The sequence below is a fragment of the Prosthecochloris sp. genome (assembly GCA_015482705.2).
Lineage (GTDB): Bacteria > Bacteroidota > Chlorobiia > Chlorobiales > Chlorobiaceae > Prosthecochloris.
In genome coordinates, this window is the sequence record JADMLA020000039.1 from 90,872 (window position 1) to 111,010 (window position 20,139).

Annotated in this window: 21 protein-coding genes and 1 tRNA gene; 6 read left to right on the top strand and 16 right to left on the bottom strand. The window is 45.8% G+C overall.

Features of this window, described 5'->3' with window-relative positions; genetic code table 11:
- Nucleotides 1-14 precede the first annotated feature (14 nt).
- From soxY to QZ209_RS09780, 5 genes are all read right to left on the bottom strand, one after another.
- Nucleotides 15-476: a thiosulfate oxidation carrier protein SoxY gene (soxY, locus tag QZ209_RS09760; protein WP_294347415.1), complete on the bottom strand. Its 462-nt coding sequence runs from the start codon at nt 474-476 to the stop codon at nt 15-17.
- A gap of 46 nt (nt 477-522) precedes the next feature.
- Nucleotides 523-873: a sulfur oxidation c-type cytochrome SoxX gene (gene soxX / locus QZ209_RS09765; protein ID WP_294347417.1), complete on the bottom strand. Its 351-nt coding sequence runs from the start codon at nt 871-873 to the stop codon at nt 523-525.
- A gap of 60 nt (nt 874-933) precedes the next feature.
- On the bottom strand, nt 934-2,226 hold the full coding sequence (locus QZ209_RS09770) for an NAD(P)/FAD-dependent oxidoreductase (protein ID WP_294347419.1): 1,293 nt from the start codon (nt 2,224-2,226) through the stop codon (nt 934-936).
- Nucleotides 2,227-2,326: 100 nt separating this feature from the next.
- Nucleotides 2,327-3,454, bottom strand: coding sequence for a putative porin (locus QZ209_RS09775; protein ID WP_294347421.1), 1,128 nt, complete (start codon nt 3,452-3,454; stop codon nt 2,327-2,329).
- Between the two features lie 270 nt (nt 3,455-3,724).
- Nucleotides 3,725-3,883, bottom strand: coding sequence for a hypothetical protein (locus QZ209_RS09780; RefSeq protein ID WP_294347422.1), 159 nt, complete (start codon nt 3,881-3,883; stop codon nt 3,725-3,727).
- A gap of 20 nt (nt 3,884-3,903) precedes the next feature.
- On the opposite strand from QZ209_RS09780, the gene QZ209_RS09785 reads away from it, so the two are divergent.
- Together QZ209_RS09785 and QZ209_RS09790 are read left to right on the top strand one after the other, a co-directional pair.
- Nucleotides 3,904-4,098 carry a hypothetical protein gene (locus QZ209_RS09785; RefSeq protein WP_294347423.1) on the top strand — a complete coding sequence of 65 codons (195 nt, stop codon included), beginning with the start codon at nt 3,904-3,906 and terminating at the stop codon, nt 4,096-4,098.
- 347 nt (nt 4,099-4,445) lie between these two features.
- A complete protein-coding gene (locus QZ209_RS09790) occupies nt 4,446-5,243 on the top strand; it encodes a class I SAM-dependent methyltransferase (RefSeq protein WP_294347425.1) in 798 nt (265 codons plus the stop codon).
- Nucleotides 5,244-5,348: 105 nt separating this feature from the next.
- Here QZ209_RS09790 and QZ209_RS09795 read toward each other — a convergent pair whose 3' ends face one another.
- From QZ209_RS09795 to QZ209_RS09815, 5 genes are all read right to left on the bottom strand, one after another.
- Nucleotides 5,349-6,047, bottom strand: a complete 699-nt coding sequence (locus tag QZ209_RS09795; RefSeq protein ID WP_294347426.1) for a 3'-5' exonuclease — start codon at nt 6,045-6,047, stop codon at nt 5,349-5,351.
- Nucleotides 6,040-7,992 (bottom strand): DUF294 nucleotidyltransferase-like domain-containing protein, encoded by a 1,953-nt coding sequence (locus QZ209_RS09800; protein WP_294347428.1) that lies wholly within the window; start codon nt 7,990-7,992, stop codon nt 6,040-6,042. Before QZ209_RS09800 ends, QZ209_RS09795 begins: the two co-directional genes overlap by 8 nt.
- 12 nt (nt 7,993-8,004) lie before the next feature.
- The gene (locus QZ209_RS09805; RefSeq protein ID WP_294347430.1) at nt 8,005-9,006 is read right to left on the bottom strand and encodes an SDR family oxidoreductase; all 1,002 of its coding nucleotides are present in this window, start codon (nt 9,004-9,006) and stop codon (nt 8,005-8,007) included.
- Entirely contained in the window at nt 9,007-9,591 is a 585-nt protein-coding gene (locus QZ209_RS09810) for a hypothetical protein (protein WP_294347432.1), read from the bottom strand.
- 88 nt (nt 9,592-9,679) lie between these two features.
- Nucleotides 9,680-10,690, bottom strand: coding sequence for a BMP family ABC transporter substrate-binding protein (locus QZ209_RS09815; RefSeq protein ID WP_294347433.1), 1,011 nt, complete (start codon nt 10,688-10,690; stop codon nt 9,680-9,682).
- Between the two features lie 328 nt (nt 10,691-11,018).
- Between QZ209_RS09815 and QZ209_RS09820 the strand changes: the two genes are divergently transcribed.
- From QZ209_RS09820 to QZ209_RS09830, 3 genes are all read left to right on the top strand, one after another.
- Complete coding sequence (locus QZ209_RS09820; protein ID WP_294347435.1) at nt 11,019-12,575, top strand: CHAD domain-containing protein; 1,557 nt, start codon at nt 11,019-11,021, stop codon at nt 12,573-12,575.
- A gap of 1 nt (nt 12,576) precedes the next feature.
- A complete protein-coding gene (locus QZ209_RS09825; protein ID WP_294347436.1) occupies nt 12,577-13,320 on the top strand; it encodes an AAA family ATPase in 744 nt (247 codons plus the stop codon).
- An 81-nt stretch (nt 13,321-13,401) separates the two neighbouring features.
- Nucleotides 13,402-13,472: transfer RNA gene (locus tag QZ209_RS09830), tRNA-Cys, on the top strand.
- 228 nt (nt 13,473-13,700) lie between these two features.
- On the opposite strand, the gene QZ209_RS09835 is transcribed toward QZ209_RS09830, so the two are convergent.
- The 3 genes from QZ209_RS09835 to QZ209_RS09845 all read right to left on the bottom strand — a co-directional run bounded on the left by QZ209_RS09835 (nt 13,701) and on the right by QZ209_RS09845 (nt 15,417).
- Nucleotides 13,701-14,240 (bottom strand): DUF2939 domain-containing protein, encoded by a 540-nt coding sequence (locus tag QZ209_RS09835; RefSeq protein ID WP_294347438.1) that lies wholly within the window; start codon nt 14,238-14,240, stop codon nt 13,701-13,703.
- Nucleotides 14,241-14,329: 89 nt separating this feature from the next.
- Nucleotides 14,330-14,686, bottom strand: coding sequence for a DUF1801 domain-containing protein (locus tag QZ209_RS09840; RefSeq protein WP_294347439.1), 357 nt, complete (start codon nt 14,684-14,686; stop codon nt 14,330-14,332).
- Between the two features lie 74 nt (nt 14,687-14,760).
- Nucleotides 14,761-15,417, bottom strand: a complete 657-nt coding sequence (locus QZ209_RS09845; RefSeq protein ID WP_294347441.1) for a class I SAM-dependent methyltransferase — start codon at nt 15,415-15,417, stop codon at nt 14,761-14,763.
- Nucleotides 15,418-15,724: 307 nt separating this feature from the next.
- Here QZ209_RS09845 and QZ209_RS09850 point away from each other — a divergent pair, with 307 nt between their 5' ends.
- The gene (locus QZ209_RS09850) at nt 15,725-17,554 is read left to right on the top strand and encodes a long-chain fatty acid--CoA ligase (RefSeq protein WP_294347443.1); all 1,830 of its coding nucleotides are present in this window, start codon (nt 15,725-15,727) and stop codon (nt 17,552-17,554) included.
- Here the strand turns inward: QZ209_RS09850 and QZ209_RS09855 are convergent.
- From QZ209_RS09855 to QZ209_RS09865, 3 genes are read right to left on the bottom strand one after another with little or no spacing between them, the layout of a single operon-like run.
- On the bottom strand, nt 17,551-18,300 hold the full coding sequence (locus QZ209_RS09855) for a Mut7-C RNAse domain-containing protein (RefSeq protein ID WP_294347445.1): 750 nt from the start codon (nt 18,298-18,300) through the stop codon (nt 17,551-17,553). The genes QZ209_RS09850 and QZ209_RS09855 overlap by 4 nt on opposite strands.
- Nucleotides 18,301-18,338: 38 nt before the next feature.
- On the bottom strand, nt 18,339-19,157 hold the full coding sequence (locus QZ209_RS09860) for a Fe-S cluster assembly protein HesB (RefSeq protein ID WP_294347500.1): 819 nt from the start codon (nt 19,155-19,157) through the stop codon (nt 18,339-18,341).
- A 33-nt stretch (nt 19,158-19,190) separates the two neighbouring features.
- The gene (locus QZ209_RS09865; protein WP_294347447.1) at nt 19,191-20,051 is read right to left on the bottom strand and encodes an MBL fold metallo-hydrolase; all 861 of its coding nucleotides are present in this window, start codon (nt 20,049-20,051) and stop codon (nt 19,191-19,193) included.
- Nucleotides 20,052-20,139 lie beyond the last annotated feature (88 nt).

Sequence of the window (20,139 nt, forward strand, 5' to 3'; positions counted from 1 at the left end):
TATTATTATAGTTGTTATCCGCCACAGCCGCCGATGGTGACCTTGACCTCACGCGTTGCCCTGTAGAGCTTATCTCCTGCCCTTACGAGAACAGTGATATCCGATGTTTTTGCCATACGAATCCTCAAGGAGACATCAGGATGCATACGAGGCAAAACGTCGAACGATGCAACAAGAGGCGAAAAATTTGCTTCTGCGAAAATGCTAATGCTGGTAGCACCCGGTATATCAGTTGAAATCGTCACAGGTACAAATGCCCCGTTTTCAGCAATTTGAGGAGCCTTTATCTGTATCTGGCCTGAATCCTCTATCGGCAGAGAACCGTATTTCGCATTGATTGCTTCCTCGAGACTCCCCGAGAGGAAAGCCTCGTCACTTCTTTTTGCGAACACCTGTAGGGGAATCGTGACAGCAAGTGCGGCGCTGGCCAGAGTTCCTCCGAGTGTCCTTAAAAAACGACGGCGGGTAATGGTCATGTTTACCTCCTGTTATCAATGAAATTGGTTTCTGAAAAAAGAACAATCATAGAGCGTACATGTAATCGACTACGGCATCTACCTCCTCCTCGCTCAGAATACCATGTTTACCGAAGGGAGGCATGATGCTTTTGGGATTTTTTTCCGTAGCGTCCCAAATCTGACGCCGAAGGACGGACCTTTCCGGAAACCTCGCTTTCATCTGAATAAGAGGCGGGCCGAAATTACCCGGCTGTTCTCCTCCCGGCATCATGTGACAGGCCAGACAGTTCCCTTTCATGCTGTCGAAGGACACCTTCCGGCCAAGCTCGATCTGTTCTTCACCAGGCTCATCGGCCACGAGAGACGAGGGAAACAGAAAAAAAACAGCAGCAGCAATCATGTAGATATGCATCATAGTCATCTTACATTTGTTTACAGAAAAACATCTCCCAACAACAGCCGCTTATGGCACAACTCATCCCCAGGTATTTGTTGTAATGTCCCGATACCATGTCACAGCCTGGTCAGCCTCTTCACGATAACGCGCATCAGAAGCATCGATCGGTGTCATCCCACCCTCGCCCTTTACAACCGTTATCCGACCTGAATCGACCGAAAAGCTACCTTTCGCCGAAAAACCATATCCCTGAGTGACAAGACTGTAGCAGATGCTGCCGAATGAAGGTGACCGTGGCAGTTCACCGTTGAAAAGACGTAACACTGCCGAAGCAGCAACTTTTCCCTGGCTTCCTGCGGCAAATCCTGATTTCGGCATAGGTGCAGCCTTACATGCATCACCTATCACGTGAATTCCCGGATGAATGGTCGACTCCAACGTCAGAGGGTTCACCGGACACCATCCGGAAGCATCGGCAAGCCCTGTATCGAGGGCGATTTTACCCGCCTTCTGAGGAGGGATGACATTGATTACATCGGCGAACTCATCACCGAACTCGGTGGCAACACTCATTTGCTCTGAATTGACACTCTCCACCTTCCCACCGGCAAATGCCCCGCGCCATTCGATCATCCCGGGATAAAAGCGCTCCCATCCTTTCATGAACTGATCTTGATCTGAAAATCCATCCTTGCCGTCCAGTACGAGAACACGCGATTTCGACTTGTACTTTTTGAGATAATGAGCAATTAAACTTGCCCGTTCATATGGAGCTACGGGACAACGGTACTCTCCACCGGGCGGACAGATGATCACGGTTCCTCCATCCTTCATTGATGTTAGTTGTTTTTGTAACAACAACGTCTGCGGTCCGGCCTCATACGCGTGTGGCATTACGCCTGTTGCAACTTCTTCGCTGTAACCGTCAATGGCATTCCAGTCGAAACTTACGCCGGGAGAGACGACAAGGCGATCATATTCAAGAACCTTGCCTTTCTCCAGCCTGACTTTATAGGTAATCGGATCGATTGCAAACGCCCTGTCTGCAATGACATCGACCCCGTACCGCTCTGTCAATAGCCTGTATGTTTGTGCTAACTCTTGGATATTTTGCAACCCGCAGAAAACCCAGTTACTCAAGGGACAGGTGTAATACACCACCTTCGGTTCGACAAGCGTTACCGCAACAGATGGATCGATTTCCTTGATATGTCTTGCGGCGGCCGCACCTCCGAACCCACCACCAATAACCACGACGCTCCTTGTCGAGGAATAAGCCTTTTTCGGTATACCAAGAGGCCCCATTACCGACCCGGCAATACCTGCAATGAAAAGTCTGCTGAAATCTCTACGCGTAATCATTGCCGCCATAAATCATTTCTTTTTTTCTGCCGAGCATAGCATCGAACTCTGAACATATTACAACTATGTAATTATATAGTAATAATTGAAGAAACTTACAAGTATTTTTTTAAAACTTGACCACAACATCGGCCTGCCAGATATCGAGCCCTTCACCGGCATCTTCTGAACCAACGCCCTGATCATGGTTATAGTACTTGAGACTTAGCATCATGTTTTGCACGAGCAGATATTTACCTCCCACCTCGAAACCTTTGCCGTCAGTCCCTCCTCCAAAACGAGTACCGTCGGTGAACGCTCCGAGCAAAGCATCTTTCTCGATATAGCAATAATTGGCATCGATTTCCCATCGCCCCGGCTTTGCTGCCTTACCAAGTTTTGCTCCAAACAAGTAAGCCTTGTTTTCCTCATCAACGTCTTCGGCTACATTGATGGCATATTGACTGTAAACTTTCAAGGGAACCTTTCCAGTCAAGCCCGTATCGAAATACATGAAGATTTCGAGCACATCATAATCGTACTTCAGCGTAGCTGCAGGGGTGCCGCTACCAGTACCACTGTTATTGAATAACTTGTCTTTATATGCCCAGCCAGCAACATTGGTATCAGCAATATTGAGGTAGTTGTAAAACCCCGCGCCAATCATAAAACTGCTATTGTCGACTTTTCCATTCCAGGCCAATTGTGACACCCAGAATGCAGGATCGTTTTCACCATCACCCGCCTCATCGATGAAATAGTAACCAAGAACCGCATTCAGACCTGCAGAATGTTTCCTGCCGTCCTTACCGTAATGCAGAGACAGACCTTCGATGGTCAGGTCGGTATCCCATAAAAGATCGTTGACTCGAACAATGGACTCACTCACGGCACGCTTCCCGAGGACGATATCCACACGCCCGTCGAGTCCATATGACATAGGATGAAAATCAATATAGGCCTGATTGAGTTTGAACGATTTTGCGGTAAAACCCTCACCAAGAACCTGCATTCGAGAAACAGGGTTGCTCCCTCCCGTCGAAAGCTCTATACCAGCGTTCAATTCTTCGCTGATTTCAGGAAAACCTCCTATACGAACGCGCAGACGATGGCTGTCACGGTTATTATCCTTCGTTTCGGGATTGTCAATCTGATAACGATACATGACATCCCCTTTCCAGTTCCACTCAACAGCAAAGGCATCGCTCACGACGCCGGCAAATACAAAAAAGACGAGCAACGTGATAAAATTCTTCATGGCATAAACAGTTAAAAATGATACTATTACAATTCCCTACTGTCAATGCCCGCAGAATTCTTCACGGCATGTGAAGTAATCGTTACCGCATCAGTGCTGTACGATACTTTCAGCACCACTCCAGCTTTTTACCGATTACAGAAATTATGTCTCGGAAAAGTCAGGGAAACCATATAACTATGAAATTATATATGAAATAATAGAGCATACTGCAAGTATTTAAGACGTATAAACAACAAAAAACAGAAGAAAACCGCTATAAAACGTTCGCTAATGCCGCTCAACCATAGCGCCCAATGCACCTCCTGACAAACGAAAACGCATATCTGCAAGCCCGGCTATAAGCATCTCCGCACACTTGTCATTCAACAGTTTTATTATTACATTACCTCTCAATTTTTTGCAGGATTGATCCTGCTGTACGATCACATGTAACCGATTTCTGAGTTATGGCCAAGAAACAAACATTCGGCGACAAGACAGCAAAGAAAGGTGGAAATGATTTCAAGGTTGCGAAACTTGTTTACTCGGTAAAGTCCGAGAAAACAAACGCCTGGAAATTCATGGAAAAAAACGTTCGCATTCCGAACGGCGAGAACGACCAGAAAGTCCTTACTGACTTTGTCAGTAAAGCGACAAAATGAGCTTAGCTTTTTTGCGATGAAGAGGCTGTCTCAAAGGGCAGCCTCTTGTATTATGAGTATGCGATCCGCTCATGGCTGATGTCTCTTTTCAAGCAACCCGCAGTCCTAACCAGAAAACCTGGTAGTTCTTCCGTTTATCTCAATGGATATTGGATCACAATGAATCCCGAGCCCCTCTTTCACGAAACGATATGGTTCGAGGATATTATCCGATAAGATGATTTCTGTGCCGGTCTCGAGCTCTACGAACAGAAAACCTCATGTTTCAGAAAAATAACGTTTCGTTTTTCTCGTTTTGTCCATATAACACAGAGGAAAACCGGAAGAGATGATAAACATCTATACTTATGACCGATAAACCTGAAAAAGAATGGTTTGCCGAGTGGTTCAATCATCCCCTGTATCTGAAAGTATACAGCCATAGGAACGATGACGAGGCAAAATCTTGTCTTGAAACCATTATCAGCAAAACAGGACTGGAAAGCTTTGAACCGTCAGATATCACCGTCATGGATATCGCCTGCGGTGCAGGACGACATGCATTGGAACTTGCCCGTCAAGGCTTCAAAACAACGGCAAACGATCTCTCCCCGTTTCTACTTGAATGTACACGTTCGCAAGCCGATCGGGAAAACATCTCGATCGAGTGCACCAGAGAGGACATGCGGCATATTACCGCGGTAAACCGTTACGATCTCGTCGTGCAACTGTTCTCGAGTTTTGGTTATTTCAAAACGAAAGGGGAAGACCTTCAGGTCTTGGAAAATGTTTACAGGTCTCTGAAAAAAGGCGGCTGGTACATCCTCGATCTGATGAATCCCGTCTACCTGAAAAAAAACCTCATCCCCACTTCTTCCCGAAACATTGAAGGCCTGAACGTTTCCGAACAACGCAGCATCGAATCCAACCGCGTTATCAAGCAAATAACGATACGCTCTTCAGACGAATCGATCTCTTTTGAAGAATCAGTCACGCTGTACTCATTGAAAACAATGAAAGACATGCTCCAATCGACCGGTTTTATAATTGATCGTATTATCGGGGATTACACGGGGTCGGCGTACCATACGGAAACGTCACCGAGAATGATGATTTTCGCAAAGAAAAAGGAATCGAAAAGAAATTGCGTCCAAAGTGAACAATGATCCAGGTTATTTCATTGTTCATCAGAACATAGCTGTAATATCTGGAAGCAAAAAGCTCGGTATCGAGATTGTAGCTTCAAACAGTAAGATCAGCGCTCCTTTGCGCTACTTCAAAAGCATCTCTCGCAATGTTTTAATTCCGGCATGTCTGGCTTTCATGAGCAACATCTGAAAAAGCTGAGCGGTGAGAAATGCATCACCTGCTGCAGTATGCCTGTCGTAGAGGCGAATATTATAGCGTTCCAATAAAACATCCAGCCTATACTCCCCTCCTTTGTGTGCAAGATTGTAGTAGGGCCCCTTTTCAAGCCTTTTGGCAAGACTCGCCGTATCGATAACCTGATTGAAAAGCTCGATTCGATACCGTTGTTTCAATATTCGGTTTATCATGGCAACATCGAAATCGGCATGTTGTGCCACAAGAACACTGTTCCTTATGTATTGCAGAAAACCGGTTACCGCATCATTTTCATCGCTTCCCTCATGAAGATCCCGCAAGAGAAGCCCGTGAGTGGTCACTGCTTCACAGTCACCGACACTTTCTCTGCGAACAAGCACTTCGAATGAGTCTTCCACATTGATCTGGAGACCGTCGAGAGCAATCGCGCCGATTGAAATAACCAGATCTTTTCCACAATCGAATCCTGTTGTTTCAGTATCGAAAACAACAAAACGAACCTTTTCCAGGGATAGATCAAAATGTGAAGGTCCTGCAAAGCCATTCACATAGTCGCAAATACTTGCAGGAAGTTCCCCATGTCGACAACGGCGCAATGCAATTGATTTTGCAAAAAAGCTAATCACGAATATAATCAAGCTGGAATCTCAGGTTCAGCGCTTTTTGTACTTTTTCGATGGTTGAAAAAACGTTTCTGAGGTTCTGCCGTTCAATTTTGTTAAGGGTTTCCGGTTTTATATAACGGCCCGAGGAAACATTGACAAGACCGTTGACAGCCCGTAAACGCATCAGAAATTCGTATCCTGCCGCTGCTTCCGCCCCAAGCTCTTTCATACCAGGCACAAGAACCTGAAGACGCTTGAAACGCTCGACAGTGCTGAAATATTCAGGAATCTTCTGTTCGTAGGCAAGAACCCTGGCGGCATCGGAAAGAGGCATCATAGCACGAGCCTTGATATCGAATTCATTTGCATGATCACGGCTTTTTTCAACCAGAAAATTGCGAAAAAAACCGAGAGGAGGAGGATTCTGCAAGGCATTTTTAGCGAAAAAACCAAGAAACCCCCGGTTTTTCGCTATAAGATTGAAAATTTCCTGCTTCAGCTCAGCAGCGAGCTTTGCCTGGCCGAAAACAGGCCTGAAATCAAAAAAAATTGTCGAATGCATGACCGCTTTCGGTTCAGGCGTTACGATCCATCTGGAAAAATAACTTTTCCACACGGACAACGGCTGACACCACATCGGATTGCTTGCCATGACGTCTGCCGGACACGCTACAAAACCACAATGCTGAAGGATACCGGTCACTTTTCCGCCGAGAGCCAGAAAATACTCATGAACCTCTTCTTTGTCTCCTGCTGCTGGTTCTGCATAAAGAATTGCATTATCCTGATCGGTGCGCAATAGCTGTTCCTTGCGACCTTCGCTCCCAAGCGACAACCAGCAGAAATCCACATCAGGGCGTACGAATTCCATTTCCCTTTCAAGCTCTTTCAAGGAAAAGTCAATCGCTCTTGTGATGATTGCATCATTGATCTCCGTCACGATATTGGAAATGAAATGCACGGCCACTTCTTGCTCCATGTAGACTTGGAGAAGATTCTCCGTTATGTCTCTTTGTTCCTTGAGCTGATCACGATCCGAAGCCTGCATGATCGCTTTCATGATAACGGCGGGATTATTCCCTTCAGAAGTGATGATATCGTGCTCTGATATAATCCCTGTAACAGCACTGTCAGGTGAACCGTCCTCTGTCATGCAGAAATGACGCAACTTCGTTTTCACCATGAGCATCACCATATCTGCAATGGTCTTACCACCGCTGATCGTATAGACCGGGCTGCTCATGATACTGCTTACCGGCTCTTCCTTGATCGAACCAGGCCTCGAAACAACTTTTTTAGTAAGATCGGTGTCGGTAATGATACCGAGGGGATGTTTTTGAGGAGAAACAATGATAATGGAACCGATATTTCGTTCTGACATTATCCTTGCCGCTTCACGGATGGTAATATCCGGTGAACACGTGATTACGTCCGTAACGGGCTTTACCTCGAGTGTCTCATTCTGCAGAAAACTGTTACATGACTGCTCCCTGTAGAGATGCTGCCCGATACCGAAAGCTTCGGTCAGCGTGTGTTCGATCTCTTCGACACTTTTTGCGAAAGCACCGGCAAAGAAAAGGGATACTCTGGGATTTGTCTCGAGAAGATGCCTGATTTTATCGACGGGAAGCTCGAACAGCAGACTTTCTTCAGCAACCTGCGCAGTCAACACATAGTCCTGATGGGCGAAGATGGCTCTTACACCGAAAATATCCCCCTCGTCGCAAAGATCAACAAGCACCTCCTTGCCGTCAACATTGTCGAACAGGCGTACTGCACCCTTCATCACCATGAAGGCATGCTTTTTTAAAGTATCACCCTTTCTAAAAAGAATTTCCCCTTCTTCATGGTAGGTAAGGGAAACCGACTCTGCCAGCTCCTGCAAAATATCAGGAGCGAGTTCGTCAAAAGGAGGATATTTTTGTAGATCCGCAACTACCCTTTCAACTATGGTATTTGAAGGCATATACCGGTATGTTTAAAGCAACCCTTCTTCTTTATACCAATTGAAAGCACGCCGTATACTCTGCTCGATAGGTTCTGTTCTCATATCGAGCTCACGAATGGCCTTCTCTGAAGAGAAATATAAGAACTCTGAAGCCACTCTGAACATTGTGGGGTTAAAAAGCTTGGAAACTCGGTTTTTGAAGTGCAGCATTACCAGTAAAGCATGCAGGAATTTTGTAACGAAAAACGGAAGGGGTACCATGAACATCGGTCTACCGGTAACCCGAGAGATTATATTCGCCAGCTCCTTGTACGTAACATTATCCCCGCCGAGGATGTAACGCTCTCCGGTACGACCTACCTCCATTGCACGAACTACTGCCTCGACAACAATCTCAACGTCGACGACACAAACGCCCCCAAGAGGGTAGAACGGCATTTTTTTATGATACGCGTCTTTTATGAGGCGACCGGCATTGAAGTTGACATCGCCCGCCCCGAATACATAAGCCGGATTGACGATAACACAATCGAGCCCTTTTTCTACGGCTTTTTTGACCTCGATTTCAGCTTGCCTTTTTGTTTCAGCATAGTACAAGCCAACCTTATCGAAATTCCACTCCGATGATTCATTGCAGGGAGGATCGTTCTTTTTGGAAATCCCGACAGCGGTTATGGAACTGACATGAACGACTCTGCCGACCTGCTTGTTGAGAGCGGCCTGCATGACATTGCGGGTTCCATCGACATTAATGGAACGGAGAAGGCCTACTTTACCGTTTGACCCGCCCATATAGGTATATCCCGCCGAATGATACACCTGATCCATACCTTCAAATGCATCTTGAAGGGAATCCACATTCGTAATGTCGCCTTCCACTATATGAACCTTGCCTGCAACGTCCGAAAAGAGTTCAAGATTTGAACCCTTCCGAACGAGGGCATATACTTCATCACCGCCAGAAAGCAGCTTTCGTACAAGACGTGAACCAATAAAACCGGTAGCACCGGTCACCAATATTTTTCGTGACACTTACTCGGCAGACTCCGTTGTTTCAGAAAGCACAGTCTCTTCAGATACATCGGCTGTTTGAGAAACAGTATCTTCCTCAGCCTGAGCAGAAACTACCGGGGCTTCTTCAGCTCCTAATTCGTCAAGCTGATCGGCAAGATCGTAGAATTTTTCTTGAATAGCCTCGTTTTCTCCTGCAAGCTCTTCGAAACGTTCACGATTTTCTTCCAGAAGTTCTTTGATAAGGCTCATGCTGTACTCAAGAGGAGCTCCACCGAGTTTTTCCTGATAACCCGCAACAGCATCGTATATGCCATTCATCTCGTCAATATTCTCTTTCAGCATTGAAAATTCACTTCCGTATTGACTTACCAGCTTATCGAGTCCCTCGCTGTACTCCCATTTCAGATCTTCCTTCAATCCGTCAAGAACACCTTGCTGCTCCATTGTTACAGCTTTCAGAGCCGTTAACTCATCGCTTATTTCTGCCATGGTTTGCTCGATTTCACTCCTCAACCCCTCTTTTTCCCCGCTTCCGCAGGCTGCGAGACTGACGAACAGAAGGAGAACGCATACCTGTTTTAGAAATGTGATAGACTGCTTCATATTTCACCTGTTTTTTTATGTTAAGGGTACTTGCACGAGCTGTTCCGCACCCATGATTATGACAAAGTAACTTGCTTTTTCTACGGGGTCAATCGGCGCTCAGCTCACCATCGATGATCTGCTTGCGGATTCCCTCGACTCTCACGTGAACATCATCTCCGATCAATTGCGCATTGTTTTCATTGTACACATAATCGGTGTAACGACCATTCAATCCATAAACATTCATCCGTCCTCCTCGAAACGTTCCCGACTGGACCTGCTCAATTGTCGTAAAGACGGTTCGATCGATCGCTTTCGTGATACTGGTCAGAACATATCCTGGAGCGAGATCACCCTGATCCCGATCCGTCCCGATAACCAGATTACCTGTCTCACGGGCAGCTTCAACTACGCCGACGCCACTCAAACCTGCAGCCTGATAGATGATATCGACCCCCCTGGCATACTGACCGAGCGCCAATTCCTTGCCTTTGGCCGGATTCGCAAAGGCACTGCCCGTCATACCGATATACCCAGAAATGACAATAATATCAGGGTTCACATATTTCGCACCGGCTGCGTAGCCATTTTCAAACCGTTTGATGATATTCGACTCCATCCCTCCGATGAATCCTATTGACCCGGTTTTCGTTGACAAACCGGCAAGTGCCCCGGCCAGAAAAGATCCTCGTTTATCTTCAAATGCAATCCCGGAAAGATTCTGAGGAATCATCGCACCTTTTTTCGGCTGATAGTCGATACAGGCAAAATACTTATCAGGAAACTCTTCAGCCATCTCAGAGATATCTTCACTGAAAAGAAGTCCCACGCCAAAAATCACCTTGACCGAAGGATCGGCTGCCAGTTGCCTCAATGCAGCTTCCCTGTCAGCACCTTCGCCCGAAGGCTCTATAAAAACAATATCCACACCGAGTGAATCCCTTGACATTTCAAGACCATTATATGCTACATCGTTAAAAGATTTATCGCCTCTCCCACCAACGTCAAAAACCATACCGACGGTCATGTTGCCGGAAACATCATGAGGAGGAGCTTGCGATGAGCAACCCGCAAGAAGCATTATCACCATGCCGAGTAACGAGAACGAATATTTCATATGGCAATGTTTAACGCTTGTGTGAATAGAAATAATTAAAGGTATAACCCAAATAGAGAAACTACCCTAAACGTCCAAAAAAGTCAGGTCGATTTGAAACATTCAATGCCCGGTTCAGGTAGAAATTACAGAGGCTTAACATAAGAAAAACTTGGCCTTTTTAAAAGTGATAACACAAGTTGAAACAATTACCAGCCACAGACAAAAGAGGCTCGCTATGGAAAAAATAAACCCGATATGTTACGATTATGGAAGCACTCTATCCAAGTAATCAATGAAGTAATTAGTATATTGAAAAATATCGGTTGATACTCTTTACTCCTTTCTTATGAATACAAGCCTTGACCCTCTTTTTTTCTTCGTTTCAGATACCTTTGACCTTCCTCTGCTCTTCAAAGGCAAACATATTCCGTTCTCTTTACAGGCAGCCCCCCAAAAAAACGAAACGATTCGTTTTTTCGACACTTTCGATTGGAAAGGTTGGAGCCAAAAAAAAGCAATCGTTCACTACGGTTCCCGACTTCGTATTGTGGAAATAAAAAATGGCAGGGAATTGGGTTCTGCTTCACTAAGAAAAAAACCGCAGAATTTTTTTGCTGGAAATATCGCTGAAAAGACAATAGCCTCGAGACTACTCGATATTTCAAAGCTCAGAGCTTTCATCTGCTTCGGAACGGTCGAAACCGAAGTGAAGAGATGGCGGGTTCTCGATGAAAACCAGAAAACCGTCGCATCAATCGAACTGCGCTCGATACAGTCGAACTCCGAAGAGCCTGCAACAATCGCTCTCAAGCTTTCCCCGATAAGAGGTTATGGGAAAGAACTTGAAACTATCGCAGAGCGGCTTCAACAAAGTTCCGATTATAAAGAAAAATCCAATTTTCTCGACTTTTACACAGCGGTACTTGCTGCAACGGGAACTACCCCGGCATACTATTCGCCCAAGCCCTCTCTCAAGCTAAAACCCGGCAACACCATCCATGAGTCAGCGAGACAATTACTGCTTTCAACGCTCGAGGTCATTCATATCAACGAGCAATGGATCCCCCAAAACATCGACACAGAATTTTTGCACGACTACCGTGTCGCCATCCGCAGAACACGTTCGATCCTTGCTCAGTTAAAAGGAATTTTTCCACATGAAGAGCTTTATCGTTACAAGCAGGCATTCCGAGAACTCGGAAAAAGAACCAACAATCTTCGAGACCAGGACGTTTACCTGATTCAGGCCAAAAAGTTCAAAGACCTTCTCCCTGTCACCATGCGTGACTCCCTCGATCCATTTTTCGCAGACCTTCGGAATCGTCACAGAAAAGAGTTGAGAAATTTCTCACGATATCTTGGTTCCGAAAAGTACCGGCATTTTATGAAGGAATGGGAATCGTTTCTAAAAAATGAAACATTACCGGATTCAAAAACCACCCCTGATGCAGAAAAGAAAACTTCGGAAGTTGCCGTGTCGACAATACAAAAGGCATGGAAAAAAGTCATCCGTCACGGCAGGAGCGTCAGCCGGATCGCAACCGATACAGAACTTCACGCTTTACGCCTCGACTGTAAAAAGCTGCGTTATCTACTGGAATTTTATGCGTCTCTCTTTCCTGCCAAGACGCTTTTGAACATTGTTCGTCAGCTAAAAACACTACAGGACAATCTTGGAACGTTTGTCGACCTGTCAGTACAACAAAACTATCTCAACGACTATCTTTCACACCTCGAGTCCACAACCCACAACATTCCTTTTGCCGCTTCGCTCGGCGGACTGGTAACTGCATTGCATCACGAACGAGAAAATGTTCGTTCACATTTTCATAGTGCTTTCGACGTTTTTGACAAACCTGAAACCGAAGCCCTTTTCAACCAGTTGCTCAACAAATACCGCTGACATGAAAACCATTGCACTCTACAGCATCAAGGGAGGTGTAGGAAAAACCGCATCTGCAGTCAATCTGGCGTATCTTTCTTCTCTTGCCGCCCCCCCAACGCTTATCTGCGATCTTGATCCGCAAGGGGCGAGTTCATTCTACTTCCGAATCGTTCCGAACAAAAAATACTCGAGCAAAAAATTTCTCAAGGGAAATAAAAAAATCTATGATAACATCAAAGGTACGGACTACGACAATCTCGACCTTTTACCAGCAGATTTTTCATACCGGAATCTGGACATTGAACTGCAGGAGGAAAAAAAACCTCAAAAGAAACTGAAAAGTAACATCCAGGAACTCAACACCGAATACCCTTACATCTTTTTCGATTGCCCGCCGAACCTCACCCTTTTATCTGAAAGCGTCTTTACAGCTTCGGACTTCATTCTCGTTCCGCTCATCCCGACAACCCTTTCGCTGAGAACTTTTGAACAGTTGCTTGCTTTCTTTAAAACAAACAAACTCGACACCTCGAAAATCAGAGGTTTTTTCACCATGTTCGAACGCCGTAAGGCCATGCACCGGGATATTGTCGAGGAATACTGTGGAAAAAAGCGTTTCCTCAATCGGATCATTCCATACAACTCGGAAGTTGAGAAAATGGGCATCTATCGAGCACCTCTCAACGCTGTCAGGCCGAATGCTCCGGCGGCAATAGCCTATAAAGAGTTATGGGAAGAGTTATCGAACGAAATTGACCGGTAATGCATCATAACGACAACTATAGGCCAATCCATCATTTGTAATCATTGATCTTTTTCTATACATTATCTTCCCTATGAACAAGGCGAAGTGGCCGAGTGGCTAGGCAGAGGTCTGCAAAACCTTTTACAGCGGTTCGAATCCGCTCTTCGCCTCAAACATGAAAGAGGCTGTCCTTTTGAGACAGCCTCTTGTATTTTTTTGGGGACATTCGTTTTCAAAGCATCGATTCAAGAGGATGGTTTGCCCTCTTTCTCTCCGTTATCCTCGGGTATGACATCGGGGAATTTTGGGTACTGACTGACAATCATGAGGCTTTCTCACATCTGTTTCTGAGACAGCCTGTTTCTTATTCTATACCTCCATGTTCATCCTCCGCTCTTTCATAACATCGGAAACAGTATGTCCGAAAGCTTCCATCCCATCCCCCTGCGGCTGAAAACAAATTTCACCTCCTTTCCCAACTCATTCTCCGGAAGAGTAACCACAAATTCATCGAACGATTCATAAGACATGACAGCATCGGTAAAAGGCTCCTGCGATTGTTGATTCGTAGAAGAACGACCATCTTCCTCAATCACGAACTGTTGACTCTCCATCATCCGCGTAATACCGGCCGGAGTAACAATAGCGTCAATCATTCTTTCCACCACCATACCGCCCAAAGCCGCCCCAAAAGCAGCGAACTGGTCATCTTCATCCATATCTTCCGACAACATGCCATTCAAGATGTCCGCATTGAGACGGTCTTTCAGGTTCTGCCGTAAAACAGGAAAATCGACATGTTCGGATAACGCATCAGCATCATTGCTCTTTACGGCTGCCTCTATCTGGTTGACAGTGATATAGGGTGTAGCGAACAGATACAGCAGCAGAAAAACAAGGACAGCAACAACCGCGGTAATAATTTTTGAATTTTTCATTTTTAGTGAGGCTTAACTTTTTTACCCTGAAAATGCATTTTTATCACCCGACAATTCCGCTTTATAAAACATAAATAGCAAAGAACTGTTTATGGGCAAGCCTGTGCAATCATGACCGTCACACGTTTTTCGCTCACCTCTTCAAGACCGCCGCGCAGCTTGATATGCCTCCTGTATTTGCCCTTTCCTTCCAGGATTGCATCCGGATCGTGAAATGATGCTCCGTGACTAAATTCTACGGAGACATGCTCCTTGTAGACAAAAATACCCCCTGTCAGTTCCCTGTCTTTCAGAAAAACTATCCCTCCGTATTTAACTGCTTCCGAAAGATCCGGACATGTTTTCAGAAAAAGGGATCGAACTCCGGCCACAATGTCGTGAAACTCAAAAGAATGCTTTTGTATATCATGCATGTGCGCTTCGACACTACCTTTAGATTGCACCATGTTCTTTGTTTCTTTAGGTGAGTTAAAAAAAACGGCGTCCGGCGAACGACTTGAGCTCAAGGCGGGCCAAAATGTCAGGGAGATTTTGGTGCCGCAGGCTTTTTCGCAAACACATAAGCTCTTCGGCTTTCGTACTCCACTCCGGAATACGGCTCTCTTTCGATTATCTCTATTTCCTCAAATCCCCTGCCCTTTAAGCAGCCGAAAATGAAATCCGTCTTGAAAAACATGAAGTCTCCATCGACTTTCATGCCGAGAAATTCATCCAGGTGGATTGTTTCATCACCAATGTGATAGGTTAAAAGAAATGTTCCGCCTGGCAGCAATACACGAAACACTTCACGGAATACAGTTCCTACCTGCTTTTCTGTCAAATGCACTATAGCGTAAAAAGCTACAATACCGGCTATTGAGTTGGATTCAAATTCGAGTTCGAGAATATTTCCCTTCCGGAAATGTATCTCCGGATGAATTGCCTTGGCCTGCTTCAGTATTTCCTCCGACAGATCCAGCCCAGAGATTTCAACACCAAGGTTTTTCAGGTATGCCGTAGTTTGACCCGGACCACAGCCGAAATCCCAGACCGGCTCGTTGCCTCCGATCTCTTGCGAAAATCTGTAGAGTATTTCCCGGTCTTTCGGCTTCTCTTCATGCTCGCCACAGAATGCCTCTGCATACTCCCTAGCCACCGTATCGTACAGACGTTCTACCTTGTTCAAATCCTGTCCCATAATTCATCTTTGATTCCAAACACCAGCATGTTGCCTTCTCTCAGATAAGTATTCTTACATGCAGAAATGTAAAGCAAACCTCAGACCTCAACAAACATACTTTTTCGATACCAAAACCGCTTGTTCAGCGACAATCATTTGCAAAGGTTGTAAACTAATGTTACATATTTTTTTAGGACAAATTTCCTGTCCGGCCTAGTGACACGCTGCCGCGCCTGGTTCCCCCCGCCTGACGGCCCGAAGTCTCGGGAAATGCGGTTGGTCACGCTGAAGCAGTAAACTCGACATATCAAAACCAGGTTACTTTATGGGTCTTATATATCCTGATTTCCAGACACTCCCAGAACTTTTCACAAGCGTTTTCCGCCATTACAAAAAACAACAGAAAAAATTCCCTCTTGCCAGAAAAGTTAATGGCACCTATGAAACGATCTCATATGACTCACTCAGTGAAGACGTTTCCGCTCTCGCCGCGTTTTTGAAGCACAAGGGCATTGAAAGAAAAGACCGTGTCGCCATTTTATCGGAAAACCGTCCAGGCTGGTATCTTGCCGACATGGCTATCCTTAGCATAGGAGCAGCCGATGTTCCGCTGTATCCGTCACTTCCCCCTGTTCAGATAGAATACATCCTCAAAGATTCCGGTTCCAAGGCCATAATTGTCTCCAATATGCTCCAGCTTGGAAAAGTCCTTTCCATCTGGCAAAACCTTCCTGATCTCGAATTTATTATCGTCATGAACCGACTTGACGAAAAGGTCGATAGCGTTACGGAGCTTTCGGAAGCAAAAAAAACCGGTCTTGCCCTCCTTGACAGTACACCTGATTACATAAGCTACACGATGCTGAAGCCTGATGATATAGCAACCATCATCTATACCTCAGGAACAACCGGACTGCCAAAAGGCGTTATGCTGACCCATCGAAATATCTGTGAAAACGTCAAGTCCTGCTCTTCGATTATTCGACTTGACGAGTCGGATCGGAGTCTTTCTTTTCTTCCACTCTCTCATTCGTACGAGAGAACCGGTGGCTACTATCTGCTTTTTGCATGCGGTGCCCAAATCTATCTCGCAGAAAGTATCGAAACCGTCTCGTTGAACATTGCAGAGGCACGACCCACGATTATTTTTACAGTTCCACGGCTTTTCGACCGGATCAAGGCCAATATTTTGAAACAGATTGAAAATCAAAGCCCGGTCAAACAAAAAATATTCAAGTGGGCATACGATGCCGGAATAGCATACCACAAACAGGATCGAGCAGGCAAACCGGGCGTTCTGCTTGCCGTGCAGCACAGCCTTGCAAACAAACTTGTCTACTCCAAGATCCAGGAAAAATTTGGGGGACACCTACGCTATTTTGTTTCAGGCGGAGCTGCTCTTCCAATTAAAGTCGGTGAATTCTTTCAGGCACTTGGCATCGTCATTCTCGAAGGCTATGGATTGACGGAAACATCGCCAGTGACCAATGTCAACCGTCCTGAAAAGGTAAAATTCGGTACCGTGGGGCCGGTTGTTGACAATGTTGAGGTTACAATCGACACCGATGGAGAGATACTCTTCAAGGGGCCGAACATTATGAAGGGTTACTGGAATGACGAAGAAGCGACTAAAGAGGTCATCTACGATGGATGGTTCCACACCGGCGATATCGGCGAACTCGATGAAGACGGTTATTTGAAAATAACCGACCGAAAGAAACATATCATCGTAACCTCCGGTGGAAAAAACATTGCACCTCTCCCTATCGAGCAATTGATTGCTGAAAACAACTATGTTGAGCAGGTCATGGTTGCCGGAGAAAAAAAACCGTTTCTTGTCGCCCTTATCGTTCCCAACTTTTCTGAACTGGAATCGTTTGCAGACGAAAGACAGTTGAACTGGACAACAAAGAGTGATCTTGTCGAGCTCAAACAGGTCCGTCAAATTTATGAATCTCTTCTCCGTAACATTTCGAGGCAGCTCGCTGCCCATGAAAAGGTAAGGAAGTTCCTGTTGATGCAGGATCCCTTCACCATTGAAAACGGCTATATGACTCCAACGTTGAAACTGAAACGGAAGTCAATAAGCATGGCGTTCCAGAAAGAGATCGATTCTCTTTACAGTACGATGAACACCCTCTATAACTCCGACTAGCCAAATCTTTTCATAACATCAGACACAAAGGCTTCCAGTTTTTCGGCATGTGAACCGCGCCAGTATATTTTCCCGCATGAAGTACACATCAGAAAATCCATGTAGTAACGGCGTGTTTTCGGTTCGAGCCGATTCAATAGCATCCGCTTGTCCACTTTTTCAAGCAAACCGTTGCAGGAAGGGCACCTGGTAAAAGGATCAAGGCTGCCACTCAATGAAAATCGTCGAATAACCTCGTACACCTGTTGAAGAGCGTTTTCCGAACGTATACAGTAACCTGAACGAACAATACGGTGCATGAGAAGGCGCCTGTCTCTTGTCAGTAAAATACGGCCGTGGCGCCGCATCGCAACCAGTAGTTCATTATCACTACCTCCTGAAAAAAGGAACGTGTCAATGCCGAGCACCCTGAGCCTCCGTACCAGTTTGGAAAGATGCTCATCAGCGATGAATGCCGCACTCTTGTCAGGTATAGGCTGCAAACCGAAACCTTCAGCTACATCCGGATTGACATCGCCGATTATCACTCTGTCCTCCGGAAACATATGATAATTGAACTCAACCGCTTTACCGTTCACCACTATCCGGCCAACCTCCGTATGAGGAACGCCGAACGATTCGACGACATCTTTTACGGTCGTTGCATGACACAAGCGTTTGTGTATTGTTTTTCCATCTTTGCCTTCCTTTAGGAAAAACCTCAAACTTGGGCAGAAATCAACATAAACGATAAAGTTATCCACCATGGCTCAACCGCTCAAAAGCTTTTGAACGCCGATTCACATCAATCCGGAATTCTGTAACAGGTACCTGTTGCCCCTGCTGAAAAGCGTTCGACAAGACCTTCCTCTTCAAGCTGATCGAGAACATCGACAATCCTTTTTCCGTACCGTTCGGTCAACTCCTCGAGAAGCATCATGTTAACCCCGATAAGATCCTTGACAATTCTCCCCCTGTACCAGCGCGTCGATCCCTTGAATTTCGATTGCCTGGTAAGTGGTCGTATCCCGGTTTTTTCCCCCGTCAGGTAGAGTGCGCCGTAGTCCATAAGAGCATTATGCCAATCACGGCTTTTCCCTCGGGGCAGAACCGCTTCTGCGGCTGAGAGAAACTCAGCCGACCCGGCAGTTTCAACCAAGCCAAGCTCATGGATCAATATTCTTCTTATATTGGTATCGACAGTTGCAATATCGAGATTATCAGCAAAAATCGGAATGGATCGAGAAGAGTAGATCCCGATTCCAGGAAGGTCGATCAGCTTTTCGGGTTCCGATGGCACAACACCGGCATATTCGCTGTCGATAACTTTCGCACAACGGTACAAACGTTGTCCTCTTGCATTATAACCAAGCCCACTCCAGTAAAACAGCACTTCTTTCAGCGATGCGGAGGCAAGCGAAGAGATATCGGGAAAGCGTTCAAGCCATGCATGATATTTCTCGACAACCCTCTCCGCCTGAGTCTGTTGAAGCATTACCTCACTCACAAGAACCGCATAACGGTCAGTTGTCTCACGCCAGGGAAACGTTCTTTTGCTGTTTTTGTAAAAAGAAAAAACTTTTTCCTGTAATCCGCATATTTTTTTCTGCTCGAGCTCCACAATCGATCTCCTTTATCAACAAGTAAGCTGAAGCCTTTACACCGCCACTTCTCTATCGACAACGACATGTTTGTCGCCTTTACGAAGTATAGCGGCTGTAATGAACGGGTCATGAGCGAAGTGCAATATCCAGCGATTCGAAAGCAGTATATCCAAAAGGATGGTTTTTTCACGAATCACCTCGAGAGGAGCAATATCATATGCCAGCCCCCGTGTTACCCCCAGATGTGCAGACGAAGGAATCAAATCACCACCATGAACAACGGTTGCACCTTCTCCACTGATTTTCACCAGCTGATGTCCTGCCGTGTGCCCCTGGCCCATCGATATCATCTCTATTCCAGGTAACAACTGAACAGTTCCGTCAACAAGCTCCATCGATCCAGACTGCCCCAATGCATTTATGAAAGAAGTGGTATAGCTGGGTTTTTCCTTCATATTCGGCTGAAATGCCGTTTCAAAATTTTCTTTTTGAACGTAGTAGCGGGCATTTGGGAAAACCGCTACAAGCGCGCCTCCTTTTTCCTCGAAAGCACCACCTACATGATCGAAATGCAGGTGTGTGAAAATAACATCGGTAATCTCTTCCCGGTTCAAACCTGCTTTCTGCAGTTCTTCATCGAGACGCCATTCGGAAAGATCGTACATGGCCTTCATCTTACCACTCCAAGCCGTCCCCATCGCCGCATCGACGAGTATGTTCCTATTCCTGCCTCTGATCAGTAGAATCCGCATAGGCAATCGTACCCGGTTGAGATGGTCTGGAGGAATGACTTTCTCCCAGAGCACTCTTGGGACTACACCGAAAACCGAACCACCATCAAGGCTGAACTCCTGCACATTGAGTGTTTGCAATGTATAATCACCGACAGCAAGCATAGAACAGAAAGAAGACATAATTGAAAAAAAGCGAAAGCAGTAAAAAACACTGCCTCCATACCTGGATATAACATGAAAAAGCCTGACGAATGTCAGGCTTTTTCAT

Bases quoted from the DNA above. Each gene is read 5' to 3' on its own strand.
- QZ209_RS09820 (WP_294347435.1), top strand. From the start codon at position 11,019: ATGAATACAAGCCTTGACCCTCTTTTTTTCTTCGTTTCAGATACCTTT.
- QZ209_RS09855 (WP_294347445.1), bottom strand. From the start codon at position 18,300: ATGGTGGATAACTTTATCGTTTATGTTGATTTCTGCCCAAGTTTGAGG.
- QZ209_RS09840 (WP_294347439.1), bottom strand. From the start codon at position 14,686: ATGGTGCAATCTAAAGGTAGTGTCGAAGCGCACATGCATGATATACAA.
- QZ209_RS09770 (WP_294347419.1), bottom strand. From the start codon at position 2,226: ATGGCGGCAATGATTACGCGTAGAGATTTCAGCAGACTTTTCATTGCA.
- QZ209_RS09845 (WP_294347441.1), bottom strand. From the start codon at position 15,417: ATGGGACAGGATTTGAACAAGGTAGAACGTCTGTACGATACGGTGGCT.
- QZ209_RS09850 (WP_294347443.1), top strand. From the start codon at position 15,725: ATGGGTCTTATATATCCTGATTTCCAGACACTCCCAGAACTTTTCACA.
- QZ209_RS09785 (WP_294347423.1), top strand. From the start codon at position 3,904: ATGGCCAAGAAACAAACATTCGGCGACAAGACAGCAAAGAAAGGTGGA.
- soxY (WP_294347415.1), bottom strand. From the start codon at position 476: ATGACCATTACCCGCCGTCGTTTTTTAAGGACACTCGGAGGAACTCTG.
- QZ209_RS09790 (WP_294347425.1), top strand. From the start codon at position 4,446: ATGACCGATAAACCTGAAAAAGAATGGTTTGCCGAGTGGTTCAATCAT.
- QZ209_RS09775 (WP_294347421.1), bottom strand. From the start codon at position 3,454: ATGAAGAATTTTATCACGTTGCTCGTCTTTTTTGTATTTGCCGGCGTC.
- QZ209_RS09865 (WP_294347447.1), bottom strand. From the start codon at position 20,051: ATGTCTTCTTTCTGTTCTATGCTTGCTGTCGGTGATTATACATTGCAA.
- QZ209_RS09810 (WP_294347432.1), bottom strand. From the start codon at position 9,591: ATGAAGCAGTCTATCACATTTCTAAAACAGGTATGCGTTCTCCTTCTG.
- QZ209_RS09835 (WP_294347438.1), bottom strand. From the start codon at position 14,240: ATGAAAAATTCAAAAATTATTACCGCGGTTGTTGCTGTCCTTGTTTTT.
- QZ209_RS09815 (WP_294347433.1), bottom strand. From the start codon at position 10,690: ATGAAATATTCGTTCTCGTTACTCGGCATGGTGATAATGCTTCTTGCG.
- QZ209_RS09800 (WP_294347428.1), bottom strand. From the start codon at position 7,992: ATGCCTTCAAATACCATAGTTGAAAGGGTAGTTGCGGATCTACAAAAA.
- QZ209_RS09825 (WP_294347436.1), top strand. From the start codon at position 12,577: ATGAAAACCATTGCACTCTACAGCATCAAGGGAGGTGTAGGAAAAACC.
- soxX (WP_294347417.1), bottom strand. From the start codon at position 873: ATGATGCATATCTACATGATTGCTGCTGCTGTTTTTTTTCTGTTTCCC.